The sequence below is a fragment of the Blautia sp. Marseille-P3201T genome (genome assembly GCF_900120295.1).
Taxonomy (GTDB): Bacteria; Bacillota; Clostridia; order Lachnospirales; family Lachnospiraceae; genus Blautia.
This window is the reverse complement of sequence record NZ_LT635465.1, coordinates 49,800-62,944: the sequence shown is the minus strand read 5'-3', so window position 1 is coordinate 62,944 and position 13,145 is coordinate 49,800. Positions and strand designations below refer to the sequence as shown.

16 protein-coding genes and 1 riboswitch are annotated in these 13,145 nt (G+C 38.9%); of the genes, 13 read left to right on the top strand and 3 right to left on the bottom strand.

What is annotated here, in order from left to right:
* Window positions 1-97: 97 nt before the first annotated feature.
* From BQ7352_RS00875 to dnaB, 10 genes are all read left to right on the top strand, one after another.
* Complete coding sequence (locus BQ7352_RS00875; RefSeq protein WP_072446114.1) at window positions 98-1,123, top strand: hypothetical protein; 1,026 nt, start codon at window positions 98-100, stop codon at window positions 1,121-1,123.
* Window positions 1,124-1,137: 14 nt separating this feature from the next.
* Window positions 1,138-1,932: a class B sortase gene (gene srtB, locus BQ7352_RS00870; RefSeq protein ID WP_072446111.1), complete on the top strand. Its 795-nt coding sequence runs from the start codon at window positions 1,138-1,140 to the stop codon at window positions 1,930-1,932.
* A gap of 11 nt (window positions 1,933-1,943) precedes the next feature.
* Window positions 1,944-2,663 (top strand): NAD-dependent protein deacylase, encoded by a 720-nt coding sequence (locus BQ7352_RS00865; RefSeq protein WP_072446108.1) that lies wholly within the window; start codon window positions 1,944-1,946, stop codon window positions 2,661-2,663.
* Window positions 2,664-2,679: 16 nt separating this feature from the next.
* Window positions 2,680-2,868 carry a DUF951 domain-containing protein gene (locus tag BQ7352_RS00860; protein ID WP_072446104.1) on the top strand — a complete coding sequence of 63 codons (189 nt, stop codon included), beginning with the start codon at window positions 2,680-2,682 and terminating at the stop codon, window positions 2,866-2,868.
* Window positions 2,869-2,969: 101 nt separating this feature from the next.
* Window positions 2,970-3,257 carry a 30S ribosomal protein S6 gene (rpsF, locus tag BQ7352_RS00855; RefSeq protein ID WP_072446102.1) on the top strand — a complete coding sequence of 96 codons (288 nt, stop codon included), beginning with the start codon at window positions 2,970-2,972 and terminating at the stop codon, window positions 3,255-3,257.
* 122 nt (window positions 3,258-3,379) lie between these two features.
* Window positions 3,380-3,832: a single-stranded DNA-binding protein gene (locus BQ7352_RS00850; protein WP_072446099.1), complete on the top strand. Its 453-nt coding sequence runs from the start codon at window positions 3,380-3,382 to the stop codon at window positions 3,830-3,832.
* A gap of 35 nt (window positions 3,833-3,867) precedes the next feature.
* The gene (gene rpsR, locus BQ7352_RS00845; RefSeq protein ID WP_004220846.1) at window positions 3,868-4,131 is read left to right on the top strand and encodes a 30S ribosomal protein S18; all 264 of its coding nucleotides are present in this window, start codon (window positions 3,868-3,870) and stop codon (window positions 4,129-4,131) included.
* Between the two features lie 137 nt (window positions 4,132-4,268).
* Window positions 4,269-6,314 (top strand): DHH family phosphoesterase, encoded by a 2,046-nt coding sequence (locus BQ7352_RS00840; RefSeq protein WP_072446097.1) that lies wholly within the window; start codon window positions 4,269-4,271, stop codon window positions 6,312-6,314.
* Window positions 6,311-6,757 (top strand): 50S ribosomal protein L9, encoded by a 447-nt coding sequence (rplI, locus tag BQ7352_RS00835; RefSeq protein ID WP_022239557.1) that lies wholly within the window; start codon window positions 6,311-6,313, stop codon window positions 6,755-6,757. Before BQ7352_RS00840 ends, rplI begins: the two co-directional genes overlap by 4 nt.
* Before the next feature lie 19 nt (window positions 6,758-6,776).
* Window positions 6,777-8,105, top strand: coding sequence for a replicative DNA helicase (gene dnaB / locus BQ7352_RS00830; RefSeq protein WP_072446096.1), 1,329 nt, complete (start codon window positions 6,777-6,779; stop codon window positions 8,103-8,105).
* A gap of 67 nt (window positions 8,106-8,172) precedes the next feature.
* Here dnaB and thiC read toward each other — a convergent pair whose 3' ends face one another.
* A complete protein-coding gene (thiC, locus tag BQ7352_RS00825) occupies window positions 8,173-9,480 on the bottom strand; it encodes a phosphomethylpyrimidine synthase ThiC (RefSeq protein WP_072446095.1) in 1,308 nt (435 codons plus the stop codon).
* 82 nt (window positions 9,481-9,562) lie between these two features.
* Window positions 9,563-9,663, bottom strand: a riboswitch (TPP riboswitch).
* Window positions 9,664-9,776: 113 nt separating this feature from the next.
* On the opposite strand from thiC, the gene BQ7352_RS00820 reads away from it, so the two are divergent.
* A complete protein-coding gene (locus tag BQ7352_RS00820) occupies window positions 9,777-10,214 on the top strand; it encodes a helix-turn-helix domain-containing protein (RefSeq protein ID WP_072446093.1) in 438 nt (145 codons plus the stop codon).
* 59 nt (window positions 10,215-10,273) lie between these two features.
* Here BQ7352_RS00820 and BQ7352_RS00815 read toward each other — a convergent pair whose 3' ends face one another.
* A complete protein-coding gene (locus BQ7352_RS00815; RefSeq protein WP_009247091.1) occupies window positions 10,274-10,444 on the bottom strand; it encodes a DUF362 domain-containing protein in 171 nt (56 codons plus the stop codon).
* Window positions 10,445-10,617: 173 nt separating this feature from the next.
* Between BQ7352_RS00815 and BQ7352_RS00810 the strand changes: the two genes are divergently transcribed.
* The gene (locus tag BQ7352_RS00810; protein WP_072446091.1) at window positions 10,618-10,818 is read left to right on the top strand and encodes a DUF1858 domain-containing protein; all 201 of its coding nucleotides are present in this window, start codon (window positions 10,618-10,620) and stop codon (window positions 10,816-10,818) included.
* Window positions 10,819-10,876: 58 nt separating this feature from the next.
* Here BQ7352_RS00810 and BQ7352_RS00805 read toward each other — a convergent pair whose 3' ends face one another.
* Entirely contained in the window at window positions 10,877-11,635 is a 759-nt protein-coding gene (locus BQ7352_RS00805) for an adaptor protein MecA (RefSeq protein WP_072446089.1), read from the bottom strand.
* Window positions 11,636-11,784: 149 nt separating this feature from the next.
* Between BQ7352_RS00805 and BQ7352_RS00800 the strand changes: the two genes are divergently transcribed.
* Window positions 11,785-13,119 (top strand): MATE family efflux transporter, encoded by a 1,335-nt coding sequence (locus tag BQ7352_RS00800; protein ID WP_072446087.1) that lies wholly within the window; start codon window positions 11,785-11,787, stop codon window positions 13,117-13,119.
* The last annotated feature ends 26 nt before the right edge of the window (window positions 13,120-13,145 follow it).

The following is a 13,145-nucleotide window of genomic DNA, read 5'->3' as shown; positions in this document are numbered from 1 at the left end:
GAAAAAAAGAGTTGTTACGAGTGTAGCAATTCTTTTTTTATAGACTTCAAGAAGGTGTTCTGATACAATAGAAAAAAGGGGAAAGGGGGCAGATAAAATGGGAAAACGATGTAGCTTATGTGGTGGAAAACTGCGAAAGGGTATATGTACGGAATGTGGTATGGACAACAGAAAATCAGATGAAAGATATCTGTATCATGCAGATAAAAATGTTTCGCCAGAGAACGTTCAGCCAGTAGAGAATATAACGGCTGAAAAGAAAACAAAAAGAAATTCTGTCCAAAAACAATTTGTATTTAAGAAGCAGACGCAGAATTCTGAAACTAAGAATATAAAAGTAATCTTTTATGGGGCAGCAGCGCTTGTGATATTTGTTGCATTGATTGCTCCTGAATTTAATTCTGAAACAGATTGGGAATTACATACGGAGGTTCAGGAAGAAATGCTCGATATACCCGAAATACTTGACACACCTGATATGCTTATAGAAAATACAGAGCCTGAAACAGATGAAATGTTTCCAGCTGTAGAAGAATGGGAAAATAATCTGGAGTCAGGTTTGTATGTAGTAGGGGTGGACATTCCGGCGGGAGAATATACTATTACCGCACCACCGGGCAGTGTATTTCAAACTTATTATAGTCCCCGGAATAAAGATGAATACGTGAGCTTTGGAAAAGCACCCTCAGGAATAGAAGAGGTGAAAAATGTTTCACTTTGCGAAGAGATGTTAGTGAGGATAAATGGTTCAGACGTGCGATTTTTTAGTTGGAATGCACAAGTAGAAAATCTTGCAGAAAGAACAGAAAATCCTATTACTAAACCAGTGCAGATAACAGGAAAAGCAGTTGCAGGGACAGATTTTGCGGAAGGGACTTATGATATAGAAGCAGTTGGTGAAAAAGAAGGAACCTTTACTTATAGTTATGAGGATAAATTTCATCTTTACGTTTGGCTAAAACCCACACATATGGAAGGGAATATTTATACTTCTGCATATTATAAAAATGTGGTTTTGCCCGAAGGAACGCAGATAGATACAGGAGAAATGACAGTAACGCTTACTCCAAGTAAAGGGATTGTGAGTGAAGATTATAATTCCTTTTATGGAAATACAATTTAGCAGCAGGAGGGTTTATGAGTAAAAAAAACAAGAAGAAAAAAACAGCAGGAGATGTTATCCGCACGATTATTATGCTTGCAGCACTGGCAGTATTTCTCTTTTCTGCGATACAGCTGGCTAAAATATTTATAGAATACAAAAAGGGAACAGATGAGTATGACAGAGTAAGAGAGTATGTCACCACAACGGAGCCGGAGGAAGAAACACAGGAACCAGAAGTGGAGGCGGAGGAAGCACCCAAACCGGTACCGCCACAGGTGGACTGGACCAGTTTGAAGGGAATTAATGAAGACATTATTGGCTGGATACAGATAGAAGGAACGGAAATCAGTTATCCCATTGTGAAAGGGACAGACAATTCCTACTATTTAAAGCATACTTTTGAGAAAAATTCCAACGCAGCAGGGGCGATTTTTATTGATTATACCAACAGCAGTGATTTTCAGGATTGTAATACACTTATTTACGGACATAATATGAAAAATGGCTCTATGTTTGGACTGTTAAGAAAATATTTTAAAGATAAAGACTCTGTTCCGGGAAGATATATCTGGATCTGCACACCGGAAAAGAATTATCGTTATGAAATTTTTTCCAGTCATGTGGTAGATGCCACGGGAGAAACTTACACACTGTTTCCGGAGGCGGATGAGCAGTTTGCAAGTTATGTTGACAGTATGAAACAACAGTCATTGGTAGATTTCGGGACAGAGGTTACGAAAGATGATAAAGTAATTACACTGTCCACTTGTACAGGAAATGATGCTACTCGCTTTGTTGTACAGGCAAAGAGAGAAGGAGAATATTAGGAGGAGTTTTTATGGGAGAAATAGCAAAACTGCAGCAGATTATTGATGAAAGTAATAATCTGGTATTTTTTGGAGGGGCAGGAGTTTCTACAGAAAGTGGAATTCCTGATTTTCGAAGTGTAGACGGGTTGTATCATCAGGAGTGGGACTTTCCGCCGGAAACAATTTTAAGTCATACATTCTTTCAGAGAAAACCGGCAGAATTTTATCGGTTTTATCAGGCAAAAATGTTGTGCGATACAGCAAAGCCAAATGCAGCTCACAAAAAGCTGGCAAAATTGGAAGCGCAGGGGAAATTAAAAGCGATTGTAACGCAGAATATTGATAATCTCCATCAGATGGCAGGAAGTAAGAAAGTTTTAGAGCTTCACGGGAGCGTTTATCGCAATCACTGTGTCAAATGTCACAGCTTTTATGATTTTGCCTATATGAAAGAAAATAAGGGAATACCCAGATGCAGCAAATGCGGTGGTATTATTAAACCGGATGTAGTGTTATATGAGGAAGCTTTAGATCAGGATATTTTAAAAGAGGCTATCCATGCAATCGCGCATGCAGATACTTTAATTATAGGAGGAACGTCTCTTTCTGTTTATCCGGCAGCTTCTTTGGTAGATTATTTTAGCGGAAAGCATCTGGTCGTAATTAATCGTGATAAGACACCTCAGGATGGCATGGCAGAGCTTGTCATTAACCAGCCAATTGGCGAGGTGTTTGAGCAAATAAAGTAGATGAGGTGACAGGAAAATGGGTTTGAATTATGAAGTGGGAGATTTTGTAAAATTAAAAAAACAGCATCCCTGCGGAAGTAATGAATGGGAAATTTTAAGAGTAGGAGCTGATTTTCGCTTAAAATGCATGGGATGCGGACATCAGGTAATGCTTTCCAGAAAGTTGGTAGAAAAAAATACCAGAGAATTACGAAAAAAAGCTTGAAAAATGGAAATCCTTATGGTAGAATTGAAAATCGTGATATATTATTATCCTTGTTCCCTGCTCATCAGGGGACCAAAAGACCAAAAGGAGGTACAACAAGCATGAACAAATACGAATTAGCATTAGTTGTAAATGCAAAAATTGATGATGAAGCTCGTGCAGCAGTAGTGGAAAAAGCAAAAAATTACATTGCTCGTTACAACGGAACAGTTACAGAAGTTGAAGAATGGGGCAAAAAAAGATTAGCTTACGAAATCCAGAAAATGCGCGAAGGTTATTACTACTTCATCCAGTTCGAATCTGATGCTGCATGCCCAGCAGAAGTTGAAGGACGTATTCGCATTATGGACAATGTATTAAGATATTTAGTTGTTAAAAAAGAAGCTTAATTCTTTCGACAGCACAAACAAACATTAAAATTCAGATTTATCAAGTGCACCGAAAGCCGTTTTACGGGCTTTGGGCTTCGAGAGAACAGGCAGTTATTTATTAAGTATAATGAGGTGATTAGATGAATAAAGTAATTTTAATGGGACGTTTAACAAGAGATCCTGAGGTGAGATATTCCGCAGGAGAGAATTCAATGGCAATTGCCAGATATACACTGGCTGTAGACCGACGTTTTAAAAGAGACGGAGAGGCAACTGCTGATTTTATCAGTTGTGTTGCTTTCGGCAGAGCAGCAGAATTTGCAGAGAGATACTTCCGTCAGGGTATCCGCATTGTAGTAAGCGGCAGAATTCAGACAGGAAGCTATACAAACAGAGACGGCGTTAAGGTTTATACAACTGACGTTGTAGTAGAAGAACAGGAATTTGCAGAGAGCAAATCTGTAAGTGACAGTCATGTAGGACAGGCAGCTTCTATGGAAGCACCTGCACCGGCGCCTACTCCAAGTATGGCATCCGCAGATGGATTTATGAATATCCCGGATGGAATTGACGAAGAGCTGCCATTTAGCTAAACAGCGGCGGCAATATTGATAGGAGGTAAACAATCATGGCTTACGAAAAAGGTAATAGACCGGATTCTCCAATGAAGAGAAGAGGCGGACGCAGAAGAAAAAAAGTTTGTGTATTCTGTGGACAGGAAAATAACGAAATCAGCTACAAAGACGCTAACAAACTGAAAAGATACGTATCTGAAAGAGGTAAAATTCTTCCTAGAAGAATTACAGGAAACTGTGCAAAACATCAGAGAGCGTTAACAGTAGAAATCAAAAAAGCTAGACATTTGGCAATCATGCCTTACGTTCAGGACTAATTGATATTTGGCACACTGCTTCGGCAGTGTGCTTTTTGCTTGTACAAAAGGAAAAACAATGGTATAATGTTTGCACAACGTGCAAACCAAGCCAATGAAATTGGCTTGCTGTAATTTTTGTATTGGCAGGTGGAGAGATGAATGGAAAAATTAAGATGAAGGGACAGTTGAAAGTATATATGCAGTTCCCGATTATTTTGGGAATTTTGCTTATAATCATGAATATATCTGTATTTGCGGTAAGCGTAAAGGCAGGAGCGCTGGTTAGTGTTTTTGTGGCTGCGTATATTTTGATTGTAGTATTTTTATATTTTCACAGTCGTGCCGGCATTATGAATGAGTTGATTTCCTTTGCAACCCAATACGGACAGGTGCAGAAAAATTTATTAAATGAATTTATTGTACCCTACACCTTGTTGGACTCTAATGGAAAGATTTTGTGGCTGAATGAGGAATTTGTAAAGCTTACAGGAAAGAACAAAAAATATCGCAAATCCATTAGCACTCTTTTTCCGGAGATTACAAAGGATAAGCTTCCAAAAGAGGCAGATGCCAAGGTCGCTGTTCAATATGGCGAAAGAGATTACAAGGCAGTGATGCGTGTGATTTCTATGGATAAGCTTTTAGAGGAGTCCGGTCTTGTGGAGCTGGCACAGGAAAATGATTTAATTGCCCTGTATTTGTTTGACGAAACAGAATTAAATCAGTATATCAGACAGAAGGAAGATGAAAAGCTGGTTACAGGTCTTTTATATCTGGATAATTACGAAGAAGCGTTAAACAGTGTAGAAGAAGTTCGCCGTTCTCTTTTGGTAGCCTTAATTGAGAGAAAGCTGAATAAATATTTTAATGATGTAGACGGACTGATTAAAAAGCTGGAAAAGGATAAATTTATCCTTGTTATGCGCCAGAGCTCTTTAGAAGAATTGAAAAAGAAACGCTTTAATATTTTAGAGGATGTAAAGACGGTAAACATCGGAAACGATATGGCAGTTACGATCAGCATTGGTATTGGTATCAACGCACCGACTTATGCTCAGAATTATGAATATTCCCGTATTGCCATTGACTTGGCATTGGGACGTGGCGGCGATCAGGTAGTAATTAAAGATAAAGACCAGATGATTTATTTTGGCGGTAAATCTCAGCACGCAGGAAAGAATACCCGTGTAAAGGCTCGTGTAAAAGCTCACGCATTGCGGGAATTTATGGTAAGTAAGGATAAAGTTGTGGTTATGGGACACAAGATTTCTGATGTGGACTCCATCGGTGCAGCCATTGGTATTTACAGAGCAGCGAAGTCCTTAAACAAGAAGGCACATATTGTTGTGAACAACCCGACAATGTCGGTACGTCCGATTATTGAAAATTTCAGAGATAATCCTGACTATGATGAGGATATGTTTGTAGACAGTGATGAAGCAAAAGAAATTGTAGATAATAATACCGTAGTAGTAGTAGTAGATACCAATAAGCCAAGCTATACAGAGTGTGAAGAGCTTCTGCACAAGACAAAGACCATTGTGGTATTAGACCATCACAGACAGGGCAGCGAGGTTATTCAAAATGCTGTATTGTCTTATATTGAGCCTTATGCTTCCTCTTCCTGCGAAATGGTAGCGGAAATCCTTCAGTATTTTTCTGATGATATTAAAATCTACAATATTGAAGCAGATGCTATCTATTCCGGTATTATTATTGACACCAATAATTTCACAGCGAAGACAGGAGTTCGTACATTTGAAGCAGCAGCATTTCTCCGCCGCTGCGGCGCAGACGTTACCAGAGTACGGAAAATGTTCCGTGACGATGTGAAATCCTATCGTGCCAAGGCAGAGGCAATTCGTCATGTGGAAACCTACAAGAATTGTTTTGCCATTGCGGTTTGCCCAAGTGAAGGTATTGACAGTCCCACGGTTGTAGCTTCTCAGGCGGCAAATGAGCTTTTAAATGTAGACAGTATTAAGGCGACCTTTGTGCTTACCGATTATCAGGGCAAGATTTATATCAGCGCAAGAGCCATTGATGAAGTAAATGTACAGTTGATTATGGAAAAAATGGGCGGCGGCGGTCATATTAATATGGCGGGCGCACAGCTTCCGGGAGTTTCCGTAGAGGAAGGTATCCGACAGTTAAAAAATACCATTGACAAGATGATAAAAGAAGGAGATATAGAGGTATGAAAGTAATTTTAATTGAAGATGTAAAATCTCTTGGAAAAAAAGGTGAAATTGTAAACGTAAGCGACGGATATGCAAGAAATATGCTTTTCCCTAAGAAATTAGGTGTGGAAGCAACAGCAAAAAACATTAACGATTTAAAACTTCAGAAAGCGCATGAAGAAAAAGTGGCAAAAGAAAATCTTCAGGCTGCAAAAGAATTTAAAGAAGAATTAGAGACAAAGCAGGTAACCTTGGCAATTAAAGTGGGAGAAAACGGAAGAACCTTTGGTTCTGTGTCCACGAAAGAAATTTCCGAAGCAGTGAAAAAGCAGTTAGGATATGATATTGACAAGAAGAAAATGCAGCTTTCTAATCCAATTCGTGAATTAGGAACAACCATGGTTCCTGTAAAGCTTCATACACAGGTTACTGCACAGCTTAAGGTTGTGGTAAAGGAAGCATAGGAAGGGAGTCTTCACCAACATGGAAGAAGCACTGATAAAACGAATTTTGCCTCACAGTCCAGAAGCGGAGCAATCGGTTATTGGCTCTATGATTATGAGCAGAGATGCCATTGTGGAGGCTTCTGAGATTATTACAGGAGCAGATTTTTACCAGCAGCAGTACGGGATAGTCTTTGAGGCAATGATTGAGCTTCATGATGAAGGAAAGGCAGTGGATTTGATTACATTGCAGGAGCGGTTAAAAGAGAAAGACTTGCCGCCTGAGATTTCCAGTATGGAGTTTGTAAGGGATTTGCTGTCAGCTGTGCCGACTTCTGCAAATGTAAAGTATTATGCGGAAATTGTGGCAGAGAAATCTATGCTGAGGAAGCTGATAAAAACTACAGAGGAAATTACCAATGCCTGCTATCTGGGAAAAGAAAAGACACAGGATATTTTAGAGGTTACAGAAAAGAAAATTTTTGATTTGGTGCAGAACAGAGGCAGTGAGGAATTTGTTCCCATTCGTCAGGTAGTGTTAAATGCCATTGAGAAAATCGAAAAAGCTTCCAGAAGTCAGGGAAGTGTAACCGGTATTCCCACAGGTTTTATTGATTTGGATTATAAAATGTCAGGTTTTCAACCTTCTGATTTGATTTTAGTAGCAGCTCGTCCTTCTATGGGAAAGACAGCTTTTGTTTTGAATATTGCTCAGTATATGGCATTTCATAATGATGTGACAGCGGCAATTTTCAGCTTGGAAATGTCAAAGGAACAGTTGGTAAATCGTCTTCTGGCATTGGAGTCAAAGGTAGACTCACAGAACATCCGAACAGGTAATCTGGAGGACGAAGAATGGGCAAAGCTCATTGAAGGTGCAAATATTATTGGAAAATCTAATTTAATCATTGATGATAAGCCGGGTATTTCCATTTCAGAGCTGCGCTCCAAGTGCAGAAAGTATAAGATGGAGCATAATCTGGGAATTATTTTTATCGATTATCTGCAGCTTATGACAGGAAGTGGAAGAAGTGAGTCCAGACAGCAGGAAATTTCAGAGATTTCCCGTTCTTTAAAAGCACTTGCCAGAGAGTTGAACGTGCCTGTTGTAGCGCTTTCTCAGTTAAGCCGTGCCGTAGAGCAGCGTCCTGATCACAGACCAATGCTTTCGGACCTTCGAGAGTCAGGAGCTATTGAGCAGGATGCCGATGTGGTTATGTTTATTTATCGTGATGATTATTATAATAAAGACTCCGAAAATAAGAACATAGCAGAGATTATTATTGCTAAACAGAGAAACGGTCCTATCGGAACAGTAAATCTGGTATGGCTGCCAAATTATACAAAGTTTGTGAATATGAAGAAATAGAAAAGACCACCCTGTCACCTGTCAAAGTTTTAAGGGTGGTTTTTTCTATGCGGTACTATACGATATTTTATTCATCATAAATATTTACAATTTTCCCATCTAAAATGCGGTTCATATTTTTCACGGCACAGAAATTTCCGCACATACTGCAGGTATCTTCTTTTTCTGGTTTTGCCTCTGCACGATAGCGTCTTGCTTTTTCTGGGTCAATGCAAAGCCGGAACATCTCTTCCCAGTCCAGATTTTTTCTGGCAGTACTCATTTCATAATCCCAGTCAGCAGCGCCTTTAATACCTTTGGCAATATCAGCGGCATGAGCGGCAATTTTGGATGCAATAATGCCTTCTTTTACGTCATTGACATCAGGAAGGCGGAGATGTTCAGCAGGTGTTACATAGCACAGGAAAGAAGCTCCGTAAGTGGCAGCAATCGCACCGCCGATTGCTGCGGTGATATGGTCATATCCGGGAGCAATATCTGTTACAAGTGGCCCAAGTACATAGAAAGGTGCGCCCTGGCATACGGTCTGTTGGATCTTCATATTTGCTTCAATTTGATTTAAAGGCATGTGCCCCGGACCTTCAATGATAACCTGAACATCTTTTTTCCACGCACGTTTTGTCAGTTCTCCTAAAGTAACCAGTTCTTCAATCTGAGAAATATCTCCGGCATCAGCAATACAGCCTGGACGGCAGGCATCTCCCAGACTCATAGTAACATCATATTGTTGACAGATATCTAGAATACGGTCGTAATGCTCATAAAAAGGATTTTCCTGTCCTGTCATTTCCATCCAGGCAAAGATAATAGAACCGCCTCTGGAAACAATGTTGGTAAGGCGCTTGTTTTCTTTAAAGCGTTTGGCAGTATTTTTATTGATACCTACATGAATAGTCATGAAATCCACACCGTCTTTTGCGTGCATTTCTACAATATTAATCCATTCTTCAGAAGTGATTTCTTTTAATGGTTTGTGGTAGTATACAACAGCGTCATAAATAGGTACAGTACCGATAATTGCCGGACATTCAGAAGTTAATTTGCGGCGGAATTTCTGAGTATCTCCAAAAGAGCTTAAATCCATAATAGACTCAGCGCCCATTTTTACAGCATCGTTTACTTTTTCAAGCTCCATATCCAGGTCTTTCCAGTCTCTGGAAGTTCCCAGATTGACATTGATTTTTGTTTTCAGCATTGAGCCAATTCCATTTGCTTCCAGACAGGTATGCAGCTTATTGGCAGGAATTGCCACTTTTCCTTCAGCAACAAGCTGACGAAGTTTTTGCACATCCATTTGTTCTTTGGCAGCTACAGCTTCCATTTCTTTGGTAATGATACCCTGTCGAGCGGCATTCATTTGCGTTGTGTACGTCATGTTCATTCTCCAATCTTATTTTATTAAAAAACTCCCCGAAATAGAAAAAGTGCCCGTACCAAAAAAGGGTATACGGACACTGTAAATGCTGGTATAAACTCCCTACGTTGGCATAATCCAAATCAGGTAATACAGGTCGAAGTCAGACTTCCTCTCAGCCCTTAGGCTCCCTGGTTGTTTTTTTTCAGTGTAGCACTGCTGTGGGGACTTGTCAATGTTTTTGTCGAACGTATTTTCTTGCATTTTAAAGTGTGTTTGTTATAATAATTAAGAGAAAGTGAGAAAGGGGTTAAGGTATGCAGGAAACCATTTACTCTGTTTCAGAAGCAGTGGGAATTTTAGAGCTTCAATCTCATGTGCTGAGGTACTGGGAAGAAGAAATGAAACTTCCTATTAAACGAAACGAGTTGGGACACAGATACTACACCCGATGGGATATTCAGGTTTTTTTGAGTATTAAGGAACTAAAGAAAAAAGGATATTCATTAAAAGAAATTGGAAAGCTGGCTGATCTTTTTTATGAGAAACAGGAGAAAGAGAGTAAGATTTCTGCAGAATTTATGGAGATTATAAGTAAGCTTGTAAAGGCGCAGCTAAAAGAGAAAAAAACAGGAGAAGACCGATATAAGAAATTAGATGAAAGAATTCGCAACTATCAGCAGTCAAGACGTGAAGTAGCGGCTGCTTTTGAAAAGAAAAATTCCAAAAAGAAAGGAATATTTCAAAGAAGATGAAAATTATTACAATGAAAAGAGGCAGGACTTTAGAAGTTCTGCCTCTTTTCTAAAAGATATTAGCCTTCAACAATAGCTTCTGTTGGACAAACACCAGCGCATGTTCCGCAGTCAACACATGTATCAGCGTCGATAACGTATTTGTCATCACCTTCAGAAATAGCTTCAACTGGACATTCGCCAGCGCATGTTCCGCAGCTTACACATTCATCTGTAATTACGTATGCCATGATTATATCCTCCTTTATATTCTGAATTTAAGAATTCAGTTCTTAGGTGTATTCTAATATATTTACTTCTATAATACAAGTCTTAATTTAGAAACAATATAGAAAAAGAGTTGAACATAAGAAGGAAAGCGATTATAATAAAATTTATAAAACAGAACAAGGAGGAACAATTCATGAAAGTAACAGCCGATATGACAATTGGTGAGTTAATCCGTTTAGACGAAAATATTATTCCAATTCTCATGAGATCTGGTATGCACTGCATTGGATGCCCTTCCGCACAGGGAGAAAGTCTTGCAGAGGCAGCTATGGTTCACGGAATTGATGGTGATATGTTAGTTGCTCAGATTAACGATTTTTTAGAAAATAAATAATGAAAAAGGAGTTGCTGTATCCCGTATTGCAGGGGATATAACAACTCCTTTTAGCATCTTAGATGAGTGTCAGTTTTTGTAAAGCTTCAGTTGGGAGAATACATCCCTCATGTTCTGCAAGAAAAGCTTCTCTGGCAGGTGACAGTTTCTTGCCGCTTCCATATTCAGAAAGCATATTACAAACACGGTTGAAATCTTCCGGCGAAGTTTGATCCTGATGAAGAAGCAAAGAATAAGTATCTGCTTTTTTATCTTTATACAGGGAGTTGAAACCTTGGAAGAAATTGTTCAGACCGTGAGCAGCTTCAATAACCGTATCTAAATCAGGAAAAACATATTCTCGTCTTAAATTAATATGTTCAGAAACAGTATTTGCTTCTGGTTCAGCAGGAAGACTCTCTTTTGTCTTTGCTTTTTCCTTTTTCTTTTTACGTTCTTCACTGGCTTTGTAAATTTTTGCAAAAAGATCCAAAATGTCATCTGCGCCTTCTGTTTCAATAGGAGAAGAAGGCTCAGGAGATGCGTCACCAAATGGGGTGAATTTTGAAAAGCGGGTGTCCAGCTCTTCAGGATCTTCTACTTTGGAAATAATCAGAATAATACTTTCTGAAGAAATGGGAATTGCCTCAATCATGAGAGGAATATCATTTGCTTCAAATCCAAATTGCAGGTTTGCCTGCTGCATCATATCTCGAAAAAGATCTTTTGCTTTATCACTTCCATACGCCAGTTCACTTAAACGGAGATGTCTTTCTTCTAAATCTTCCTTTGTAAGTGTGCAGCGTATTTGATTTTCATTAATTTTTTCTATTTTCATAACATCACATCCTGTCTGCTTATTATCTAAAGATGCTATTTTCTCTTTTACATTATATACTATGCGTGATAAGCTTGTAAAGACGGAATAGTTACTTTTCATAATCCGGGTGATTATGGTAGAATAGGAAACGTAGAAAGGAGTACGTGATGCAGAAAGATTTAACAGAAGGCTCAATTACAAAAACATTATTGCTTTTTGCATTGCCCATGATTGCGGGGAATTTATTACAGCAATTTTATAACATAGCAGATACTTTAATTGTAGGACGTTTTTTAGGTGCAGAGGCTTTGGCAGCAGTAGGGTCTTCTTATACATTGATGACTTTTTTCATATCCATACTTTTAGGATTGTCCATGGGAAGCGGAGCTGTTTTTTCTATTTATTATGGTGAACGGAATGAAAACAAGTTAAAAGAAAGCATGGCAGCTTCTTTCTGGCTGATTTTAATAGTGACTTTGGTTTTGAATATTTTTGTTTTTCTCTGTATTCATCCTATTATGCATTTTTTGCAAGTTCCAAAAGAAATTTATGAAATGATGAAAGAGTATCTCTGGATTGTTTTCTGGGGGATTTTTGCTTCTTTTTTATATAATTATTTTGCATCTTTACTAAGAGCAGTAGGAAATTCTGTAGTGCCTTTAATGTTCTTGGCCGTGAGTGCGGTGTTAAATATTATTTTGGATTTGTGGTTTGTACTGGGGCTTGACTGGGGTGTGGCAGGAGCTGCCGCGGCTACTGTCTTTTCACAGTATGCAGCCGGTATTGGAATTTCCGTTTACAGTGGAATGAAGCTGCCATACTTTCGCGGAATTGGAAAATATATACGTCCGAAAATAGAGATGATGAAAGAAATCGGACAATCCTCTGTTTTAACTTGTTTGCAGCAGTCCGTGATGAATTTAGGAATTCTCATGGTGCAGGGACTTGTAAACAGCTTCGGAACAGTGATTATGGCGGCTTTTGCGGCTGCTGTAAAAATTGACTCCTTTGCTTATATGCCGGTGCAGGATTTTGGAAATGCATTTTCTACTTTTGTGGCACAGAATTATGGAGCGGGAAAAGAAGAGAGAATAAAAAAAGGAATTAAGAAGGCAGTTGGATTTTCAGTGGGATTTTCTCTGTGCATTTCAGTGCTGGTCTTTTTCTTTGCAAAGCCGTTGATGATGATTTTCATAAATCCGGAAGAAACAGCAATTTTAAGTGCCGGAGTGGAATACCTGAGAATTGAAGGTAGTTTTTATTGCGGCATAGGCTGTTTGTTTTTATTGTATGGATATTATCGGGCAGTGAAAAAGCCGGGTATGTCATTGATACTTACAGTGATTTCACTTGGTACAAGAGTTGTTCTGGCTTATGTACTGTCTGCAATTCCTCAAATCGGAGTAACGGGAATTTGGTGGTCCGTGCCTATTGGCTGGGGACTGGCTGATTTAGCAGGATTTTTATATTACAAAAGATTGGGGCAAAAAAGAAACGTTTAAGCACATATTTTATTTGCAGCTAGAAT